Genomic DNA, 21,427 nt, shown 5'->3' on the forward strand with positions numbered 1-21,427 from the left:
GAAGCTATATATAATGTTTAAACGGAAGTGGCGGCAACTCATGCGCCATTGGTGTCGCGGTTAATATTTCCCCAACCTGATCTGCAAACCGTAATGTCACCGGCTCACCATCTGCGTATATGCACGCATTAAAATTAATCTTTGTCAGACTTATAATGTCTTCCATCACTTGCGCCAGATCAGCATCCCCATAACAAATCTCGATATTCAAAGGATTAGGCACTTCCCTGCCAGGGTAAGTCTTCAATCGTGGTATATAGCCCTTAGTCCACAAGTAACCCCTTCGCTTAGTCACAAGTAATGCCATCCCTCTCGCCACCGGCCGGGTTCCTGAGCTATAAAGCTTAAATTGATTTTCTTTTCTAATTCTTATACTTACGATATTCGTCTCAGCTGGCACACCCGCCTGAAAACCTTCCCACTCTTCCTGGTTAATTCGTGTCTTACCGTGAACAAATAACTCACTTGGCGGATAACCATGTAATCGCTCATAGGCTGAAACGATTTTCTCTGAAAGCTTCTTTGCATCATCAAACTTCAGATGGTATTCACCTGTGGCCTCGGAATACCATGGACCCATAGCCCCCTTAAAAACAAGTCCATCTCCTGAATCGAGAAACATCTGTGCACCACAGCAAGCATTTGCTGGATCTTTTGATGTCATATCCTGTTTAAACACTAGACCGACATAGCAAACCCTTTCTCTAACCTGAGCCAATTTCCATGGACGACCTGACGACTTGAAATAAGCTGTTGTACACAAGTTCCAAGCAACTGAAGCTGGATCCTGAAGCCGCCTAGATTGCCGACCACCCTCCATGAAGTCATCCGGGGCAAGCGTTGTTTCTCTAACAACCTGCAACACTTGCTTACTATCCAGCAGTCTAGCTTTAAGCTGGTTGTGAAAGTTCAATTCATACTTATAGACTTCAGCATTTTCATGATCTTCCTTAAACAATGACTGTTGACTATCCAGCACACGCGCCTGTTTCGCTGTCATTAAAATCGGGGAAGATTGCGCAATGTCATTTGGTACCTTTGATTTAGGCCTACCATATTTGTGGACCTCTTCAGGTATTACTACAAACCACACCTCTACCTGCGCTTCTTCCTCTACGATATGACGCCTAATCTCAGCATCAAATAAGCTTACTGTATTATAAATAGCCTGGTGCCGGTCTTTAATCCGGATGCTGTTTAGTATTTTTATTTCCGGAATGCTGATTTCACAAACAGGCTCAGTTGGCCACTTGGCGCCAAACACCGTTTCAAAACCCGGAAACGCGGTATGATGTGCAGCGGTCTCGTCACCCGCAGGAATATAGCCGTTTATGTGTTTAACCCATCTTTTATAACGTTCTATCCCTTTTGGTGAGCCGACCACGCCCACGCGAATTCCAACAGGCCTCTCAGGCCCATCCAGCGGCCCGAACAGCATTAATCCATCCTTCGAAAAATCGAGATGTTGCTCAAAACCAAAACAAAGTTCCGGCTCATCAATATAAATTAATTGGTTAGAGGGATTCATCCATGCACTCCTCTTCTTCTATATCAAGATCGACTACTATTAGATCGTCATTCTCATCATCCTGAACTTCATCAGGCTGCTGTTCTAACTCAATGCTGACAGGTGAATCCAACATGATAGGCCTAGCTGAAATAACGATATTATTATTAGAGGCAACTGGTAGTAGTATCTGCTGTTCAGCATTGGAAATTGTATGTAGATACGCCAGCAACATATCTCGCCATCGATCATTCCACCAGTTCCTGCAAAAACCTCGTCGCAAACCATGCATCTTATTCTTATCAGCTAACTGATTTTTCCCATCCTCAGTAAAGACGATATGAGGAATAAGGCATATCTTGGGCTGATAACCAAACAGCGCTTTTGCTTCGACAGCAAAATGCCAGAAAACATTGTTCTTTCCACTAAAACCGATAATGCTGCGACGCCGTTCAACTCCATGCATATCCGGGAATTTCAGCATACCTGAAAATTTTTCATCATCAGAAAAAAAGAAGGCCTCCTTACCATTTGCAAGGGTGTAACAATGCAAACCCATGTTACGCATTGCTTTTGACCAGGCGTCCGCCACCATGTAATTTAACTTATTAAGTACATCGCCTCGTTTGAAAGCAGGATACTTTGTTGGCTGATTGGTTAATACTGCATTGATATCCAGCTGAGGATCCGCTCCTGGAGCCTCCCAATTAAACAGCCCCTTCTGCATATCACTAATATTGCAAAACGAAGCCAGGTTTGTAGCATATTCAAACCAGGGGTAAGGAAAGTCTGAAAATCGTTTGCGGAAATTATCTGGTTTCACCGGTATCCGATAAAAGTTTAGATTCTTAGGGTATTGCTCGATACTCAACCAGTTGGTGACGGCAATATCTTCTTTTTTTACTAGCGTCACCTGCGGGTTTATCTGCGCACCGATAAAGCCACCAATATTAATGGGCTCCTCCACATTCACAGGCACATGATCACGCGAGAAACGTTCAGTCAGCCGCGAAAACCCTTCAGCCCAACCGTTTCGAAAGGGGATGATGTTTCTCGTTGACAGGTCATAAGGCTGACCGCCGAATGATGAGTCATCTATTATGATTGGCACAACAAAGTTTTTAAGGCCATGCTTCACTTCAGCAGCGAGCGCATATTCAATCTCGCGCTGCACGCCGGGCTTTGAAAGAGATGTACGTGTAATGACAAGAATGAATTTACAGGTATATTCTGAAATCGCTTCTTCAATATCCTGCCAGAATACCTCACCACCAAAAAGCTGAGTCACATCTGACCACACCTGATAACCCGTTAACTTTAGACGGGTCGAAAGCCAGAGCGCAAACTCATTGTCATCCGGCGTCGCATGACTGATAAAAACGAGTTTCTTTTGTGTTTTATCAGTCATAATAAAATTTAGAGTTCGCCCGCAAAGGCTTTTTGGCTTAATGAGTCAAACAACCCAATATTTGTCGACCCCTGGAGAGATTTAACAGTCCGCACACTGTTAACAACTTTGATATACCGCATTTGTAAAGCATAGGGTGGAATTATTGGAACAAACTCGCTCAATACAGTTTTGTTGATTGTTGCAATACCAGTAGTTTGTTTCCCTACTTTGAGAAAGTATCGTTTGCCTCTTTGAGAACCAATAACCGCACTTAGAAACAAAGGATTAATTCGCTTAATATCATTCACGCGCACAGAAAAAATGTGGTTCTGATGAATACAATTGTCTATCTCACCATGCCATACGTAACCACGCCCAAGTTTGTCAGGATCACCCCCTTCAGTAAGAAGGATGTCGCCTTCCATCAGTTTGCATTTTTCTGCATCGGCAGGTGAAACGGTAATTTCTTGAATATCTGACAGATCAAGATAACCGTCCTGGACATTGGCTACTCGCATATAAGGCAATGTCACGGCGGTAGATGTATCAATTTTCTTCCCTTTCGTTACACCGGAGCGAATATCCGAGATGTCTTTGAGAATAATTTCATCCCACCCTATCGAATTGGTTACCGGATCACCGAACATATCGAGGAAAACAGAGCGCAGGAACTGGTCGGCGAGCTGGATGGCCTGCTGGCGTTTGCGGCGCAGGCTGTCGGCCTTGTCGAGAATGGCGGCGATGCGTTTTTGTTCTTTTAGTGGTGGAAGAGGAATTAGTTCGCCATGCACCAAATTACGATTTAATGTCGGAACTCCAGCCCCTTCAGAAAACCTTTCAAGACGAAATGCACGAAGCATGTAATACACCCACTTAGGATGATTCCCCTTAAAGTCAGTAACATATAGAGCAGTATTAAGCGGCCAATAACCACCTTCAACGTAGTGTACTTTCCCTATCGTTCCACTTCGCCCAGTAATGACGCCAGGCCCATTAATTTTAATTTCATTATGTGTGCCATTCTGACCATTCGCTGCATATATTGGTACGTCACCTTCCTCTCTACTTTTTACAGGAAGATCGTAGCCCCTTTTCAATGGAGCTATCTCACACAATGGTACTTCAGGCCATTTCTGAGGATTCACGAAGTAACTCACAACATCCTCTCCAGCTCATCCATCTCCTTCATGATCTCGGCTTCCAGCTTCTTCATACGAGCCAGGATCTTCTTGGGTGGGTCGTACTGCTCCTCCTCATAGACCACCTCCTTGTAGCGGTTGACGGAGAGGTCATATTTGTTATCGGCAATATCCTCCCGACTAACCCAGAAGCAGGCGGCTGTACGGTCATTCTTTTTACCAGTGGCGGTCTTCTTGTCGCGCCCTTTCCATGCCTCCAGCACCTTGGGTAGGTCTCCGGCAAAGTCGCTGTCATAGAGGCGGTCGCGCTTGTCATCCAGGGAGAAACCGTCGTCCTGCAGGTCGTAGAACCAGACGTGATCGGTACTGCCCCCCTTGGTGAAGATGAGGATGGCGGTGGCGACACCGGCATAGGGGCGGAACACCCCGCTGGGGAGGTTAATCACCGCCTCAAGCTGGTTCTGCTCGATGAGCAACTCCCGCAGGGCCTGGTGCGCAGTTGAGGAGCCGAACAGCACGCCCTGGGGGACGATGGTGGCAGAACGGCCACCGGTCTTCAGCATGCGCAGGATCTGCGCAACGAAGAGCAGCTCGGTCTTCTTGGTCTTGACCAGGCGCAGGATGGCGGGGTTGATGGTGTCCTCGTCGAGGCTGCCCTTGAAGGGGGGGTTGGCCAGGACGACATCGAAACCATCACGCTCGGCCTTGGGGAACTTCTCGGCAAAGCTCTGCGCCAGGGTATCCTGATAGTGGATATCCGGGTCTTCGGCACCGTGCATATAGAGGTTCATGGCGGCGATGCGCAGCATGGTGGCATCGAAGTCGAAGCCGTGGAACATCTTGCCCTTGATATGGGCCCACTGCTCCTGATCGAGCAGGTCACCGGTATAGATGGCCTGTTCTTCGGTCTTGCCGTTTTCCAGGGTAACGGTTTCGCGGATCACCCCATCCGGTGAGGTATAGGTCTCCAGCAGGTACTCCAGGACCGCGACCAGAAAGCCTGCCGTACCACAGGCGGGATCGGACACTACCTCGTTGGGCTTGGGCTCCAGCATACGCACCATCAGCTTGATGATATGGCGCGGGGTACGGAACTGGCCGTTGATGCCTGCGGTGGTGAGCTTGCCGAGCAGGTACTCGTAAAGGTCGCCCTTGGTATCACCCGCTTCGAGGGGAAGTTTGTCGATCATCCGCACCGCCTTTTGCAGCAGACTTGGCTTGTCGATGGCGAGGCGGGCATCCTTCATGTAGTCGCCAAAGCGGGTATCGCTATTGTGCTCACGGATGTGCTTGAAGACCTCATCACGCACCAGGGTGTGCAGGCGCTCGGCATCTTCGATGTGAATGAAGTCAGACCAGCGTATGTGCTGCTGGTCGTCATTGAAGCGACGGCGGAAGCTCTGGCCGGTGCGCTTGCTGCGCTTTTCATCGCGGGTTTCGTTGATGTCGAGTAGGCGGCAGAACATGAGGAAGGTGATTTGCTCGATCACCGTGAGCGGATTGGCAATACCGCCCTGCCAGAATTCCAGCCAGAGTTTATCGATTTGGTTTTTCAGTTCACCGGTGATCATACTTTTACGTTCTACCTAGATTGCTGTCAGTTCTGCTTCGATAAGTGCCTTGCGCAGGTGCTGCTTCGCCTGCTCAAAGCGTTGTTTGTTGGCGTAATCATTGAGCCAGCGTGAGCTGCCCGAGGTATGAGGGAAGAATACGATGGTCTTTTCACCCCACTGCTCAGTCTTTCCTACAAAGGCATCCAGTCTTCCCTCTGATGGTTTGCGGCCACGTAAGCGGAGATAGGCCTTTAGCGGGAAGCCGCCAAGGGTGACTATTACCTTTGGTTCCACCCCAGCGATCTGCTGCTCCAGGAAAGGCTTACAGTTGTTAACCATGCGTGTCGGAGGAACCTCGTCCTCCACGCGATAGCCACCTTTTCGACTATTCTTGACCAGTTTCCTACCGGGGTAACATTTGACGACCGCCGTAGACCATACCTGTTCATCAAAATCAGTCACTCCGATCTCTGAAAATATCCTGCGGATATCCTGACCGGCCTGCCCCTGAAAGGGTTTACCAGACTCATACTCCTTGATACCAGGCGCCTGGCCAACCAGCATAATCGGCCTTTGCTTGATACCGTTGACTATCGGTTTTGGAATAACCGTTTCGTCATTCACCGAGGGGTCAACACGCTTCTGTGCCAGCAAATCCTTACACTTTGCGCAGCTGAGCAGTTGCTCACTGTAGTCAATTACTGCATTCATCAATGCTCACCCTGATTCGCATCGCCATGAGCTGAGGGCTGACGACCAAAGCTCTGCACGATCGCGATGAGCTGCTCAATCTGCTGTTCACTATCAAACAGTTCGTCGAGGTCTCCCACGGCGGCAAAGGGCATCTCATAAAGGTTCTTGATTTCAATAGCACCGCTTTGGGCGATTTGCCGTTTAAGCATGCCGAGGAACTGCACCTGCTTGGCAGTGAGTGACGGATAGGCCTGGATAAAGGCCGCAAAGCGTGCATTCACCGCCTCGGCATCCATGCCTACGATGCTGCGCAGAATCTGATCCAGCGGTGCCGCCGAGCCATAGAAGCCCTGCAGGGTGTGCAGGTCGATACCAGGGTGGCGAGTGTGAATCAGGGCATTGAGGCTATCCAGCTCTTGCTCAGTAACCGGCTCGCCGTTACGGATCTTCTTTAGGGTGGCATCGGTTTCGAAGAGGTCCAGAAGTGCCTGCTCCACCTTGATGCGATAAGCACGCATGTCCACTGAATTAAGATAGGTAGTCTGCTGCTCACGCACCTCACCGTTGTCGGTGATATCGATGATCGGCGGCTCATACTCAGGGCCAGTGCCCTTATCACGGTGCCTGATGATGTCGCGCAGTGACTCGCGCATGACCTCGATCTCTTCGAGTGAAGCGTTGTCCCAATATTGTGGGTCGCGTGCCTGCTTGATCTCGGTAGCCTTTGCTTTGACCTGGTTCAGGTTCATTTGCAGGCTGGAGAGCAGGTTCAGTACATCGCCCTTAAGATCTTCATAACGAGTGCTCTTCTTTAGCTTTTCTTGCTGGAGTTGGGTGATAAGCAGATCCCACTGGTAGGCATCGGCGTAGCCACGGATGTCCACCCACTGCATGAGCGGGGCAATATCGGTCTCCAGCAGGGTGACGGTGGTGGCGGCAAACTGGCGGATCACATCCACCTCGCCCAGCTGACGCTTGAGCTTCCACTTATCTCGCACGGCGATGGTCTTCTCATTCAGGCCATTGATAGCCTTGGCGAGCCACTGCGCCAGGGTATCAAAGTGATCGACCTCACCCTTGTTGAGTGACTCCTTGGCCAGGACCAGGCGGGCCTCAAACAGACGCTGCATCAGTGGTTTGCTCTGGCTAACGGTAATATCGCGCTGTTTCATGCCGTGGTATTCGACTACACCCCAGTGGTCGAAGATCTGGAAGCGCGTCTTGTGCTTTCCCGGACCAAACAGATCTTTGCAGAGGCGGGTACCGCGACCGACCATCTGCCAAAACTTGATGGGCGATTTAACGGGACGTGCGAAGACCAGATTGACGACCTCGGGGACATCGATGCCGGTGTCGAGCATATCCACAGAGATGGCAATGGTGAGCTGGTCGTTACTGCCCTCCCCTTTGAGGTCATCGATGAGCGCTTCGGCACGAGGATCGTAGTTGTCGATAACCTGGCAGAACTTGCCGGCATACTGGGGATACATCTCATTGAAGAGTTCTTCCAGCAGCTTGGCGTGACGGTGGTTGCGGGCAAAGACGATGGTTTTACCCAGGGTCTGACTATCCGCCTGGCGGATACCGTTATCCATAAGGTTCTGCAGGATCTTCCGGTTGGTGTCCTTGTTGTAGATGGCTCGGTCGATCTCCCCGCTATCAAAATCGAGTGCGTTGGGGTCGATACCCTGGTCTTCCAGTTGCGCCAATTCTTCCGCTGTGAGGGCATGACCTTTAATGCCTTCGCGGAGAAACTTGGTGGTGTGTTTTACCACCTCGTAAGGGACCAGGTAGCCCTCCTCCACAGCGCGATCCAGGGTGTAGTTGGCGGTAGGCTCCTTGAAGTCGCAGCCGAACAGGCGGCAGGTAGAGCGGCTGACCATCTCTACCGGCGTAGCGGTGAGGCCAAGCTCCAGTGCATCGAAATAGCGGAAGAGATCGCCATAGACGTTGTAGATACTGCGGTGCGACTCGTCCGCGATGATGAGGTCGAAGAAGCCGGGGTCGAACCGCTGGTAAACCTTTTCGATCGCCGGATAGGTGGCGAGGAAGATGCTATTGACGTCGTCATGCACACTCTTGGAATTGAGGACGGTCACCGGGGCCGAGAGAAATTCGCTATAGGCATTTTTCGCTTGTTTGCGCAGCTCACGCCGGTCACAGAGGAACAGTACGCGCTTGACCCAGCCAGCCTGCATCGCTACATCACTAATAGAAATGGCCAAACGGGTTTTACCGGTACCCGTTGCCTGCACGACGAGCGCCTTGCGCTGTTTATCCTCGAAACGTTCACAGACACGTTTCAGGGCCTCGTGCTGGTAGAGACGCTCACCAAGGATCTCCGGGCGTGGAGAAACACTATTGAGCGGCTTTCGCTCACGTCGTTGGCGGATGAGGTACTGCAAGCTGCTCTTGGAATAGAAACCATAGAGCCGACGTGGTGGATAGCCCTGTTCAGGGTGATCATCCCAAATCCAGATGTCATGGCCATTGGTATAGAAGACCACCGGACGCTGGCCGTGCATCTTTTCCAGGCCATCGGCATAATGACGTGCCTGATGACGGCCCTTCTCGGCATCAACTGCGCTCTTTTTTGCCTCAATCACTGCCAGTGGCTTGCCGTTGGCATCCCACAAGACGTAGTCAGCGTAGCCCTCGCCTGTTGCGGTTGGTTGATGGAGGACCTTCTCCTCCTGTGTGACCTCTTCGGTATCCGCACCGTCCGCACCAACATCCCAGCCATGTTCAGCCAGTTGCATGTCGATAAGGCGCTTGCGGGTGGTGGCCTCATCAAAGTGGAGATCGTTGGCCACACGCTGAGCCTTGTCCTGGAACTTGGCTAACTCCTCGGCCGTTTTCTCAAGTTGTGAGGCCCTCTGGCGCTCAGACTCCAGTTCGGCCAGCAGTGCCTGCATGCGTGCTTCTTGCTTGGCGTATTGCTCCAGCAGGGCCTTGCGCTCATTTTTGTATTCACCCTTGGCTGATTTGGGTGGCTCTGACTGAGAAAACTCAGCGACTGCATCGACCTCCCCCTGACCATAGGTAATGAATAACCAACGCCCCAGGTCCCATGCCTCGCGCACCAGCCACAATGCGCTGTTGACGGAAGCCTTATCGCCATGCGCAGCCTTGTTGCCATGAATACGGAGAGCATGCAATTTATCGATGACAACTTTGGGAGTGACTGCTTCAAGTGCATCGTTAGTCAGAAGCTCCATGAAGCCAGACATGGGGAGGCGCGGAAGCGAAAGCTCCTGATAGACGATAGCAACCGTCCGCTCACCAAAGGTGCGCAGTTTCACCAGTGCGCTTTCCGGGTCGCGATGGGCATACTGCTCAGCAAAGCCACCGAGTGATGCCAACTCGGGCCAGCGCTTCCGTAGAAACTCGAAATTCTGTGATTGCATAATCTCGTCCATACCCTCCTTAGTGCAGGGGGTGTGCCAACTTCCTACTCGATCCCAAGTTTTTCCATCTTATTCGTCAGCACCTGCTGGCTTTTCAGCCCCAAAAGCTTTGCCGCCTGGGTCTTATTACCGCCCGTTTGCTTCAGTGCCAAGGGGATATAATGCCTGACTACATCATCCATTAGCTCATTGATATCAATAGGTTGCGTAATTGTATCTACTAACAATTGCTTATCTTTGGCTGGAAGTATTAGCATCGCTTCCTGAAACGCTTCAGCAGACAGGCGAGGACCCTCTGTCCAGACCATAGCCCTTAACAAGGTCGCTCGCAGCTCTCGGATATTACCGGGCCAGGGATGTGATTTGATAATATCTATTACTGATTGATCTATTTTCTTACGCTGATGACCGATCTGGTCAGCAAGCTCATCGTTGATCTGGGCCATCAGGGCATCGACGAGCACATCCATATCTTCTACACGCGCTCGGAGCGCCGGCAGCTTGATTACCCCAACGGCCAGGCGGTAAAAAAGGTCTTCTCGGAATTGCCCATCGGCAACCCGCTGCATAAGGTTGCGGTGAGTAGCTGCAATGATACGAAAGTCACTCTGCTTTGCCTCGGTTCCACCAACCGGGGTATAGATCTTTTCCTGCAGCACTCTGAGGAGCTTTACCTGAAGGTCGAGACTCAGCTCACCAATCTCATCAAGAAAGAGCGTACCGCCATCAGCTTGGGCGAAGAATCCGGAATGGTCCTTGTGTGCTCCGGTGAAGGCCCCTTTTTTGTGGCCAAACAGTAGCGACTCAGCCAACTCGCGCGGTAAAGCCCCGCAGTTAACCGCTACGAACGCCCCATCAGATCGCCGACTGCCCTGGTGGATAGCTTGGGCAAATACCTCTTTACCTGTTCCAGTCTCTCCCATGAGCAGAACAGGTACTTCCCGGATGGCCATCTTTTGTGCTTTCTGTAGCGCGTCACCTAGCCCCCCCACAGTGATAATGCCCTTGAAGGCCTCTCGTATCTGAGTTTCGCTCTGATAGAGCTGCATAAGCCTCGCATCTGAACGATCTAGCGCCTCTTTCGTGAAACGAGCATCTATCTCGAAGGGCAATTCCACGGTATTGACGTGCTGCTGACCAGTTTTCTTGTCATACCAGGACTCAATACAGATAGAGGGGAAACGGGTTTTGACCAAGAGGATCCACACAGCGGTCATCGCTGGTGTGCCAGGGCTCAAATGAACTGTGCGCTGCAGTTCAGAGAATCTCTCATCCAGTGAGAGCAATATTTGCTCTACAGCGGGGTATATCTCTTTATATGCCGATGGGGACGATAGCTGAACGGCGCTATATGAAACCGTTGAATCGGGTGGAAGTTGAATGGACAGCCACTCCCGATAAGGGCGCACCTCCTCTTCACTGTAGTTGTAGAGGAAGTGAAGTACTTTATATGGACGCCCACAGCTATTGGCATCCTGAATGGCTGCGTAAACTGGGCCAGGACTATCACCATCGACAGCAGCGAGGTCGTGGCTGCCTAGCCAAGTTATTAGTATGCGTTCCATTGGTTATCCTCCATTTCCATGAACGGTTCAGTTAAGTTCGCTGTTCACGGTTAGGCACAACCCAGTAGAATCACAGTTGTCCCTGCTTGTCCGGCAAATACTCCGCCAATCGATCCAGGCGGCACTCAAAACACTCACATAGCCGGTGCAGAATACCGGTAGTTGTCGAATACCCCTTCACGTTCGCTATACGATTATGCGCTGGCCGGTTAACGCCAGTCCGCTCGGCGTCATCCAGTGTGATCCTGCGACCTTCCATTCCAGTCATATCTCGATTTCCTCACAGGCGATCCGTGTTACGCGCAACCCATCCACTAAACCAATGAGGATGTAAATTGTCTATGCATTTCTGGCAACTTAAAAAAATGGTCGAATATATTAATGTAAATACTGATTGTCTACGGTTTTTTACCGTACATACAGGCATTATCATAGGGTATTTATGAATCCCTAAAAAATAACAGGGATTTCAGTTGCTTGACAGACCGTTCAATTATCAGATTTACCCAGCCGGGGTCTTCAGCTTGGCGTGATTACCGAATATCGGCAGTTTTCGAATAGAAGCTGTTCCGATATGGCACCATCATCTATCATTTGGGATATGAAAAAGCATACAACCATCACCCAAGAGCAGCGTACAGGCGTAGGAACCATCCTTCGCAAAGCTGGCGTGTTCACGATCGGGCTACTGGTAGCCTTGACGGGTGTCCTGCGTGAGCTTTTTGTCTCAATGGAAATTCAGCATGACGAGGAGCGCAGACCCCACGATTCAGATCTGACTGGTGAATTGAATCATCGCACCGGGCGTTTGGACGCAGGTACCGACCCAGATGGTTGGTATGAAGAAGACATGTAGTCAAGGTTTATCTCTTCATCCCCTTTGAGATTGCCGCCTTACCAATACTCCCTCCTTGCCTCCCCGCATCCTCTCCCGGACGTGCCAACGGTGTAGATGCCGCAGTGATGGAACGCCCAATGCTCACCCCCGCCCACGCCATCATGCCACTCCACAGCAACGGCAACCCCAGATAGAAGCTGGTGGTGATCATGTTGAGCAGCAGGCGTTTGGTGTCGTGTTCTCCGGGGTTGGCGAAGATCTGCAGGAAGACATTGACGTCCGGGTACATCGACTGGATGAGGTTCTGATCCACCCACAGCGCCAAGTACCAGAGCACACTCCAGAACTTGACGGTGAAGATCGCCATGGCGCCGATCACCATCATGGCGATGGAGTAACGCGACAGCACCAGGACCAGGGGCAGCAAGGCGTAGATACCGAGCAGGAGTACCGCCTGCACCATCGGCAGGGCTTGCAGGATTGCGGTCATGGTCACCGAGAACAGGGCCGATGCGGTGACCACGCCACCGGATGCCAGTCCGCCCTTGATCCAGTTCTCCGCGGTACTCACCAGGCCCGTACTGCCGGAATTATTGGCCACCAGGTCGTTGTTCGACCAGCTGGGTGGGGAGCTGGTGAGTACGGTGCGGGCCACGGCATCCTGTTGCTTTTCGCTTGCCAGTATCGGCGCCACGGCGGCGACCAGGCTTGAGAAGCCGGCGGATGTCGCATCGGCCTCATCGATCAGCTTCTCCCGCAGCCCGATCACACCGTCTTCCCACCACTGTTTGCAGTAGGGCTTGCCCCAGGCGGGCGGCGCGGCCGGATCATATTCGGTGTCGCGCGCCGCGCTGTAGGCCCAGCCCGGAATCTGCAGGGTTGGCCGCAGGGTGTCGTAATAGCCGGGCGTGTCGCGATAGAGATGGGAGCCCATCCAGTCGGGATCATCCGGTCCGTAGGTGCTCAACAGGGTGTTGACCGCAGCCGTGGCTGGCCGTTCGGCCTGGTATTTCGATCGCGCCGGTGTATAGCACTGGCTGAAGAAGTCACTGGTTTCCTGCCGCAGGCGCGGGTCGGCGATGGTGGCCAGGCGGGCCTGCTGCTCGTAGGTGCGCATATCGGTGGCCGAGGGCAGACCTTCGATCACGGCATGATTCAACCCCGATGTCATGGCCAATACCGCATACCACCACACTGGAACGTTTACTGTGGCCGGCGAGCCGGTGAACCCGACTGAGCCGTAGGTGCTCTGGGGTGCACCGACCGTCGCCGTGGTAGGCGTGGGATCGATCAGGGTCGGCGGTGGTGTGTAGCTGAGGGTGCCGGCGTTCAACGGGGTCAGGGCGGCCGGCTGTCCGGCAAGGACCACGACCAGCAGGGCGATGAACAGCTCGATCTCCATGCGCCGCAGGGATAACCCGGTGACGGTGCCGAACTCGCCGCCTTGGGCGGGCTCCCGCCAGTTGTCGATGAGGATGCCGAAAAACGGCAGGAACACGATACCCGTCTCCACCAGCACATCCCAGAGGATGCCATAGAAAGCCCAGCCGAACAGGGTGGTGAACAGTTCGAGATAGCTGTCGACGGTCATACGGCGGCTCCCTGCAGGGCGATCAGGAAACGGCCCAGGAGGTTCTGCCCGAGCAGCAGCTCGATTATCAGGAGCCAGGTAACGATCCGCCAACGCAGCGACAGCAGTCGCCCTGCCCCGCCCTCGTCGATGCGCCCCCGTCGATGGAGCCATCGCGTAACTGCTGGCCATGCCAACGCCACCAGGCCGATCAGCAGCAGTCGAATTGTGGTGAAGAGCGGCTTCATCAGCTCGATCCGGGACTGGATCGCGACGAGGGATGCGGTCTGTAGCGAGTGCCACAGGAAGGCGCCGATGCCCAACGCCAGCCCGAACGCCAGCAGGGTCAACAGCACGAACCAGCGCCGGCGCCTGGCCAAACCGTTACGGAACACGGCCATTACGTACAGGCCGGGGATCGACCGTCGGCACCGCGGGTGTGTCCAGGGAGGCCTGGCGGCGCGCCGCCGCCCGCTGGAGCAACAGGCTCACCGTGTCCGAGACGACCTCCTTGCGCACCCGGGTCTCGAACAGCAGGTTCTCGATCTCCTTATCCAGCTCGGTGATGGAGGCATCGGCATGCTCGCGGGCCACCTCGGTGGCATACACCTCCGGCACCTGCCGGCCGGTGAGCAGCAGTCGGCGGGCGAACAGGGCCTTCTCCACCGTGCGCGCGGTACTAATCTCCGACACCAGGCGCCCCATGATCAGGCCCTGCTCGGAGGCCGGCATCGCCCGGATCGCCTCGATGACCTGACGGGTGATGGCCACCCCAGGGGCGGTGATGTTCTCCAGGTTGGCCAGTGTCGGTGGCGTGGCGCCACTGACCAGGCTCTGGAGTTGCCCTGTCACCGTGCTCGCCTCCTGGTAGAGTTTCGGCAACAGGCCAGTGCCGGGAATGCTGTCCTTGCGGCAGGTATCGCAGGTGGTCACGATGTTCTCCCCCACCACGTCCACCACCCAGTCCCTGGCCACGGCGGGCGTGGCCCACACCTCGGACAGCCGGGTCATCGTGGCCGGTGGCCCCGTCGCCGTGACGGACCGGTTCATATTGATGTTGTAACCGGCCTTGACGAGATCGCCGGTGAACTCCAATAGCGGCTGACCCGAGCCGCCGGCCGGGCCACCGATCCAGGGCACGCCATTGTCGCCATTGGCGGTTTCGACCGCATCCTTGGCGGTCACAGCATCGTTGCCCCCGACCCCCATCTGGAGCTTCCAGTCGTTGCCCTTGGACAGGGTGATGAGGTCGGCATAGGGGTTCTTGCCCTGGGCGATCTCGGCCTCCATCTGTTCACAGGACTTGGTGGCGAGCTGCATGGTCTCCTCGGCCTTCAACAGCGCGTTCTGGAACATGTCGTAGAGACCGGGGTTGGCCCGTTGCAGGATGAGCGCCGGTAGGGAGGCGATGGCGGCACTCGCCGCGGCGGTCATGGCGTTCATCATGTTGTCGACACCGCTACCGATGTTGTTCAGCGTGTTGGTGACCGCCGCCACCGGGTCGAACTTGCCGCAACTGTAACCGAGACCCAACTGCGCCGAACCGCCCAGGGTAACCGAGACCACCGAGGGATTGGCCGGTACCGAGACTGGCTCTGCACCACCGATCTCGTAATACCACAGGCTATCCTCCGTCGGCGCCTTGGCGGCATGGGCGCTGTTCCATGCAGACAGGGCGATCAATAGCGATGCGGCTGCGTTTATTGAGATGATCCGTCTGCACCGGTGTCTCGTAGTCATTGGGTATCCTTGTTTGCTTCTCATGGGGGGTAGGAGGTCCAGTCGATGTCAAACAGGAACCACTGACCGCGCCGTTGACAACACTTGTAGGGTCGCCAGAGGTTCCAGGCATAATCGCCCGCGCGGTCGACCCGGCCGCCACTCCAGCCGGTCAGGGTTGCCAGGTCATTGGTGCCAAAGACACCGCAGCTCGACTCGCTACGCGGCACCAGCATCTGCCAGGTACCGGTACGACGGTCCTTCTCCAGCAGGGGCCCCGGCGGCCAGACCCGCTGGCCGGAACCAGATGGCCCGGTGACGGGTAGGTAGATATGGGGCTGCGCCGTGCGGGTGACGATATCGCCGGCCCGCTGGGCGTTGATGGCCGCGGCCTTGGGCTCTTCGGCTTGTGTGGTCCAGCCGGTACGTGGATATACCCCGCCCCAGGTCTGCAGCGGCCAGCTGCCGATCTCGCGCAGCCCGGGGATGAGACTCGCGGGATAGAAGATCTCCGGCACCTCCTGGCGCCAGGCGAGTGCATCGAGCCCGGACTGGAAATAGGGAACCAAGGGTGTCGTCTGTGACGAACACAACAACCCCACGGCGGCGGGAATGGCGGAGAGTGAGTTGAGCGGATGGCCGATGGCATCGGCCTCGCGGAAAACCAAGTTCTTGTGATCTCGATTTCCGGAGGTGCCTTCCGTGCGGTTACCCGCACTGTCGATGGGCACCGGCAACAGTGAACCGAGCAACCCTGTGGCCGCCGTCTTCTGAGCCAGACCCAATGTGGCGCGGATTTCCACCCAGGGGTTACCACCCAGCTCGTTATAGCTGCTGACCACCAGATCCGGATTGTAGTGCCCGACCTTGAGTGAGGACCGGACACGGCAGCCGCGCCAGGAACATCGCAACCAGAAACACATGCCGATCGGCATCCACCGCACGCAGGAAAAGGCCGCCGCCGTGGTCTTGGCCACGATCTCCGGGGTCGTGATGGAACCCGCGGTTCCGGCAAGCGGCATCACAAGCAGCATTGCCAGGCCAAGAGAGAGGATCTTCTGCCGGCTCATGGTTGCCGGCCCTCCCGCCACTGTTGATACCGAAGCAGGGCTTCGTGAATATCGGTCACGCCATAGATCACGGCCCCACCATCGAACACCATGGCGGGATAGCGGTCGACACCGTATTGCACCGCCTTCGCCAAGCCGATCGCGGCCTGTTGCATCCGTGCGCGATCGTCCTCATTCAGTTGCTGGAAACGGTGCAGTACGACTTGCTTGGATTGTTTGGGATCGGCCGTGAGTCCTTCGGATAGTTGGGTCTCGATGCGCTGGATGCTGTCCAGATTGTAGGTTTGTAGATAGGGTGTCGGGCGACCTGGAGCCGAGCTTATGACAGCCATTCCAGTGATGGGCATATCGGACGAGATAAACAGCTCAATGAGGCGGGGATGCCCTGCTGCTAACTGACTCGCCGCTTGTGCAACGCTACCGGCGAAGAGCATGAAAACAAGTAACGCCGCCAAATAAATGAGAATTAAATGTTTATTTCTTGTCATTTGCACGATTGGCCCACTGACAATACGATGGGCTATCGTGGCTCCCCGGGAGGAGTTCACGGAACCGAAAATCAATTCAAGGTGCTGCGTAGTTTTGCTTCAGCTAAATCATTGTGTGGTGGGAATTATTGGGAACGGCAGCAGGAGTCGGTCACTGAACGCCGGGGAACAACTGTTTGACTAAAAACGGTCAGTTGTCTCCATATAATGATATGGCTGGTGCCGACATAAACCAGCCGTTCATCGTCCATTAACGAAGGAGCACTACCGGCCAGAGTCGGGTATTGAGATGAGCCGTGGATAACGGCCACTATATGGATTAAAGCAGTCGCTCTGCCAAGCATGAAATAGCTATACTGTCCCGGGAACTCGCCCGGGGCATATCAGAGTAGCAACTCAATAGTAAGGCTGCGAGTTGTGGTTCTTAGAATTGTTGTCTGACCTCGAACTCAAGTAATAATAGAGCAAATATACGAAAAAATGCTAGGGAGGTTGTGTATTGGCCAAGGTAATAACCAAGGTTAAGCTCAGGAATTTTAAGCGATTTCAAGAATTTGAACTACATCTTCAACCTGAGCGAAACCTGCTTCTTGGAGATAATGAATCTGGAAAGTCCTCGATTCTTCAAGCTATCGATCTTGTGTTGGCTGGCAGCCGTAGTAAGGTTGAAACATTAGGTATAGAAAGCCTTTTCAACGTCGATGCGGTGTTGGAATTCCTGGCTGGCGCTAGGGAGTATGGCAACTTACCAGAGCTGAAGGTCGAGCTATACCTCAACGAACAGCACAATCCAGATCTGAATGGTAATAATAATTTAGATGGAACGATGTGCGATGGACTTGCCTTAATTTGCTCTCCTATGGAAGAGTATTCAGAAGAGATTGCAGCTATTTTGAAAGACGAAGACGTATCTTTTCCTTTCGAATATTACTCAATCAAGTTTCGTACATTTGCTGGTGAACCATACGGCGGTCCCAGGAAGTATTTACGACACCTTCTACTTGATAGCACACAAATCAACAACGAATACGCGACGCGGGAATACGTGAAGAGTGTTTACCGCACCAATTCTGAAGATGGCGAGCGACATAAACATCAGAATGAGTACAGAAAGCACAAGGCCAAATTTAGGGACGCAGTCTTAAGTGATGTGAATGCAAAACTGGATACATATCAGTTTTCGATTGCCACGAGCAAAAAGTCTAATCTGGAATCAGATCTGACTATTACTGAGGACGACATATCTATTGATAACAAAGGCAGGGGAAAGCAGTGCTTCATAAAGACTGAGTTCGCCTTACAAAAAAAGAAGTCAACCCATCCCCTCGACGTATTGCTGCTCGAAGAGCCTGAGAATCACCTCAGTCACACGAGCATGAAGCGCCTTGTCACGACGATCGCTCATGCTGAAGAGCAACAGATGGTTGTGACGACACACAATAGTCTGATTAGCACCAGGTTAGACCTACGGAACGCGGTATTGCTGAATAGCACTAGTACGGTTTCCGCTGCTTTGTCCGATTTGTCACCTGAGACAGCTGATTTCTTTATGAAGGCACCAGACAACAATGTACTGGAGTTTGTGTTGTCTGGCCGGGTAATACTTGTTGAAGGTGATGCTGAATACATCCTCATGCAAGCATTGTTTAAGCAACTGGTTGGAACTGAGATTGACACAACAGATATCCATGTCATCTCTGTTGGGGGAACAAGCTTTAAACGGTATCTTGAGGTTGCGAGGTTGCTCGGTGTTCGCACAGCAGTGCTGCGTGACAACGACGGTGACTTCGAAAAGAACTGCCAAAAAGCATTTGAAAGCTATTTGTCAGATAGTGTCCGAGTGTTTTCAGAGACCGATAATGATATCAGGACGTTCGAAATTTCCATCTATCAAAACAACGCCGCTCTCTGTGATGAGATGTTCTCCGGTGGACGGATTCGGCTTCCTCCACAGGAATACATGCTAAGCAACAAGACCACAGTAGCTCTCCGCTTGTTGGAAGAGAAAGCAGAGAATCTGGTTGTTCCTGGGTACATTGGGGAAGCGATAACGTGGATCAACGAGTAATCCAGGCGGTTGCTGGATCAGGGAAAACCTCTCTCATTGTTGATTCCATCGACCCGAATAGGTCCCACCTAGTGGTTACCTACACGGATAACAACTACCGGAATTTGACAAATCGGATCATTCGTCAGTATGGCGGCATTCCCGTAGGTACAAGGATTTACACGTACTTCTCTTTTCTGTACTCATTCTGTCTGAGACCACTAGTGGGCGACAAATATGGCCTGAGAGGAATCAACTTTGATACGCCCCCTGATTTTACTCGTCGTCTCAAGCGCGATGACCTGCGCCATTATATTGACTCGAATGGGCGTATATATGCATCGCGAATGGCAAGTTTCATCATCAAGACCGGAATGGTCGAGGATGTGCGGAATAGGATCGCTAAATATTGTGATGTCGTGTTTGTAGATGAAGTTCAGGACTTCGCAGGATACGATTTTAGCTTGTTACTAGACTTATGCGCAGGCAACACAGACGCTGTTTTTGTAGGGGATTTCTTCCAGCACACGTACGACACGAGTCGTGATGGTAACGTGAATAAAGGTCTTCACGACGACTACGACAAATACAAGAAATCCTTCGAAGATCGTGGCTTCGAGATAGACGAAACAACATTAAGAAAGAGTTATCGGTGTAGCCAGACGACGTGTGAGTTTGTGTCGGACGAACTGGATATAGACATTGATAGTCATCACGAAAACAAAAGTCTGTTGGAATTCGTGGATAATGAAGGCTGGGCAGAGGCGATTTTTCACCAACCGCATACCGTAAAGTTGTTTTATCGGCTGCATAGGAGTTATGACTGTCTTTCAGATAACTGGGGTGCTTCCAAAGGGGTGGATGACTATGATTCTGTGTGTGTAGTCCTAAATATGAAAACGGAGAAGCTGTTGCGGAATGGACAGCTGGAGAAATTGCCCCCGATGACAAGAAATAAACTATACGTTGCATGCACTCGCGCCCGGTCTGAGTTGTTTCTTGTGCCAGAGCGCTATTTCAAGAAGTTCAAGCGGTAGGGGTGGAGAGGTAAATGAGTGGCGCAGCTGGTTACGTACTTCTGCTTACATCGGAGAGGTTGGAGGCGTTAGAGGATAATAGATACTGGAATAACAGTTTTGCTGAGCCGGTCGATGAATTTTCGCATTGTCGTAGCCTGCCACTTATCTGTTTTATAGGTGATTCGGAAGGGAAGACAAAATACATCGGAGTAGGACGAAGAGGTGTTCGAGCAGGCACAGATCTTCGCAGGTTGAACGTTTATGACCTTCAAGAGTTTGAACCCAGCATCGACTTGTTTCCATTTATTGAACAAGTCTCACCGCAGCTTAAGTGGCGGCTAAGAAGCACGATTAAAAATGGGGGCTATGTAACTCAGAAACAATTTGCAGCGTTAATTGATGCAATCCTTGCCACAGATCATGCCCTTGGACAGTTGTTTAAGAAGTATTCGTCAGAACGCGAGAATAGGATAAGAAGCTTACCGGATAGAAGCAAACGGCAACTTGCCTTCCAGAAAGAGACACTTTCAACAGCACTAGCTTGTGCCAAAATTGATAGGAGCAGTTTGCAGGAGTGGGAACCGCCGGAAGAGGGGGGTGACCAGCCATCAAGTTTCCTCGATGGTCTTCCACAATCACGTCTTCGTGAAGATCAAATGGTAGTCAACGATATGAACAACGTACCTGGATTCTCTCGGGTGAGAGATATGGTCCAGGGAGCTGCGATTTTTGAGGGGGTAGATAGGACTAGGCTCACTGTTATACTGGCAAACCGACTACCATTAGAGCAGCTGACAGGTGCAGACTTAATTTATTTCAATGAAACATTTAAATCCTTTGTTTTTGTGCAGTACAAGGCAATGGAACCAGGTTCTGCTGGTTCAGAACCAATATACCGGTTGCCAGATCAGCAGCTTGAAGATGAGATACTCCGCATGGACAAAATCGCTAAACAGCTTGCTGGTACCCAAGAACCAAATACGCCTGATGAATACCGTTTAGATTCGGCGCCATTCTACCTAAAACTGTGCTCGCGAATAGTTTTTAATCCTGATAGCACATCATTGGTGTCAGGAATGTACATACCCTTGACTCACTGGAAGTTACTTGAATCCGACAAGGGCCTTGTAGGTGAGCGAGGTGGACGAGGGGTAACGTTTAGAAATATCAAACGGCATATCACGAACTCACAGTTCATTGACCTGGTGTCTAACGCATGGATCGGCACGACACCCTGCGAATCAGAAATTCTTGAAGTCCTAGTAAAGCATACAATTCAAGAAGGCCGCGCTGTAATGGTGGCTGTAAAACTATAGTAAAAGGGACGGATTTATTTTCTACAGACAAGACGGGTGTCGAAATGAACGTCTGCTCTTGGATGGTTTCAGCCAGTGATGCTGGTTAAACGAATGTTTCTTATTG

17 protein-coding genes are annotated in these 21,427 nt (G+C 52.3%); 4 read left to right on the plus strand and 13 right to left on the minus strand.

Going from position 1 to position 21,427, the window contains the following annotated elements:
* Window positions 1-4 precede the first annotated feature (4 nt).
* From A3GO_RS0114940 to A3GO_RS25810, 8 genes are all read right to left on the minus strand, one after another.
* Entirely contained in the window at window positions 5-1,528 is a 1,524-nt protein-coding gene (locus tag A3GO_RS0114940; RefSeq protein WP_029134084.1) for an argonaute/piwi family protein, read from the minus strand.
* Window positions 1,515-2,915, minus strand: a complete 1,401-nt coding sequence (locus A3GO_RS0114945; RefSeq protein WP_029134085.1) for a toll/interleukin-1 receptor domain-containing protein — start codon at window positions 2,913-2,915, stop codon at window positions 1,515-1,517. The genes A3GO_RS0114940 and A3GO_RS0114945 overlap by 14 nt, the downstream gene beginning before the upstream one ends.
* An 8-nt stretch (window positions 2,916-2,923) precedes the next feature.
* Window positions 2,924-4,054, minus strand: coding sequence for a restriction endonuclease subunit S (locus A3GO_RS0114950; RefSeq protein WP_029134086.1), 1,131 nt, complete (start codon window positions 4,052-4,054; stop codon window positions 2,924-2,926).
* The gene (locus tag A3GO_RS0114955) at window positions 4,051-5,607 is read right to left on the minus strand and encodes a type I restriction-modification system subunit M (RefSeq protein WP_029134087.1); all 1,557 of its coding nucleotides are present in this window, start codon (window positions 5,605-5,607) and stop codon (window positions 4,051-4,053) included. The genes A3GO_RS0114950 and A3GO_RS0114955 overlap by 4 nt, the downstream gene beginning before the upstream one ends.
* A 15-nt stretch (window positions 5,608-5,622) precedes the next feature.
* The gene (locus tag A3GO_RS0114960) at window positions 5,623-6,300 is read right to left on the minus strand and encodes a uracil-DNA glycosylase (RefSeq protein WP_029134088.1); all 678 of its coding nucleotides are present in this window, start codon (window positions 6,298-6,300) and stop codon (window positions 5,623-5,625) included.
* Window positions 6,300-9,689, minus strand: coding sequence for a DEAD/DEAH box helicase family protein (locus A3GO_RS0114965; protein WP_029134089.1), 3,390 nt, complete (start codon window positions 9,687-9,689; stop codon window positions 6,300-6,302). The genes A3GO_RS0114960 and A3GO_RS0114965 overlap by 1 nt, the downstream gene beginning before the upstream one ends.
* 44 nt (window positions 9,690-9,733) lie before the next feature.
* Window positions 9,734-11,254, minus strand: coding sequence for a sigma-54 interaction domain-containing protein (locus tag A3GO_RS0114970; RefSeq protein ID WP_029134090.1), 1,521 nt, complete (start codon window positions 11,252-11,254; stop codon window positions 9,734-9,736).
* 70 nt (window positions 11,255-11,324) lie between these two features.
* Entirely contained in the window at window positions 11,325-11,522 is a 198-nt protein-coding gene (locus tag A3GO_RS25810; protein WP_084610122.1) for a helix-turn-helix domain-containing protein, read from the minus strand.
* A 306-nt stretch (window positions 11,523-11,828) separates the two neighbouring features.
* Here A3GO_RS25810 and A3GO_RS0114975 point away from each other — a divergent pair, with 306 nt between their 5' ends.
* Complete coding sequence (locus A3GO_RS0114975) at window positions 11,829-12,110, plus strand: hypothetical protein (protein ID WP_029134091.1); 282 nt, start codon at window positions 11,829-11,831, stop codon at window positions 12,108-12,110.
* A 7-nt stretch (window positions 12,111-12,117) separates the two neighbouring features.
* On the opposite strand, the gene A3GO_RS0114980 is transcribed toward A3GO_RS0114975, so the two are convergent.
* Genes A3GO_RS0114980 through A3GO_RS25430 form a run of 5 tightly spaced genes read right to left on the minus strand, consistent with a single transcriptional unit; the run spans window position 12,118 to window position 16,939 of the window.
* Entirely contained in the window at window positions 12,118-13,683 is a 1,566-nt protein-coding gene (locus A3GO_RS0114980) for a conjugal transfer protein TraG N-terminal domain-containing protein (RefSeq protein WP_029134092.1), read from the minus strand.
* Window positions 13,680-14,063 (minus strand): hypothetical protein, encoded by a 384-nt coding sequence (locus tag A3GO_RS0114985; protein ID WP_051302402.1) that lies wholly within the window; start codon window positions 14,061-14,063, stop codon window positions 13,680-13,682. Before A3GO_RS0114985 ends, A3GO_RS0114980 begins: the two co-directional genes overlap by 4 nt.
* The gene (locus A3GO_RS0114990) at window positions 14,047-15,402 is read right to left on the minus strand and encodes an integrating conjugative element protein (RefSeq protein ID WP_051302403.1); all 1,356 of its coding nucleotides are present in this window, start codon (window positions 15,400-15,402) and stop codon (window positions 14,047-14,049) included. The genes A3GO_RS0114985 and A3GO_RS0114990 overlap by 17 nt, the downstream gene beginning before the upstream one ends.
* Before the next feature lie 20 nt (window positions 15,403-15,422).
* The gene (locus A3GO_RS0114995) at window positions 15,423-16,451 is read right to left on the minus strand and encodes a TIGR03756 family integrating conjugative element protein (RefSeq protein WP_029134095.1); all 1,029 of its coding nucleotides are present in this window, start codon (window positions 16,449-16,451) and stop codon (window positions 15,423-15,425) included.
* Window positions 16,448-16,939, minus strand: a complete 492-nt coding sequence (locus A3GO_RS25430) for a TIGR03757 family integrating conjugative element protein (RefSeq protein ID WP_157606835.1) — start codon at window positions 16,937-16,939, stop codon at window positions 16,448-16,450. Before A3GO_RS25430 ends, A3GO_RS0114995 begins: the two co-directional genes overlap by 4 nt.
* Window positions 16,940-17,438: 499 nt before the next feature.
* Between A3GO_RS25430 and A3GO_RS0115005 the strand changes: the two genes are divergently transcribed.
* The 3 genes from A3GO_RS0115005 (at window position 17,439) to A3GO_RS24065 (ending at window position 21,321) form a co-directional block, all read left to right on the plus strand.
* Window positions 17,439-19,007 (plus strand): ATP-dependent nuclease, encoded by a 1,569-nt coding sequence (locus A3GO_RS0115005; RefSeq protein ID WP_029134096.1) that lies wholly within the window; start codon window positions 17,439-17,441, stop codon window positions 19,005-19,007.
* A gap of 203 nt (window positions 19,008-19,210) precedes the next feature.
* The gene (locus A3GO_RS0115010; RefSeq protein ID WP_335340054.1) at window positions 19,211-20,023 is read left to right on the plus strand and encodes a hypothetical protein; all 813 of its coding nucleotides are present in this window, start codon (window positions 19,211-19,213) and stop codon (window positions 20,021-20,023) included.
* 14 nt (window positions 20,024-20,037) lie between these two features.
* On the plus strand, window positions 20,038-21,321 hold the full coding sequence (locus tag A3GO_RS24065; RefSeq protein ID WP_051302407.1) for a hypothetical protein: 1,284 nt from the start codon (window positions 20,038-20,040) through the stop codon (window positions 21,319-21,321).
* Window positions 21,322-21,427 lie beyond the last annotated feature (106 nt).

The sequence above is a fragment of the Sedimenticola selenatireducens DSM 17993 genome (genome assembly GCF_000428045.1).
GTDB classification, from domain to species: domain Bacteria; phylum Pseudomonadota; class Gammaproteobacteria; order Chromatiales; family Chromatiaceae; genus Sedimenticola; species Sedimenticola selenatireducens.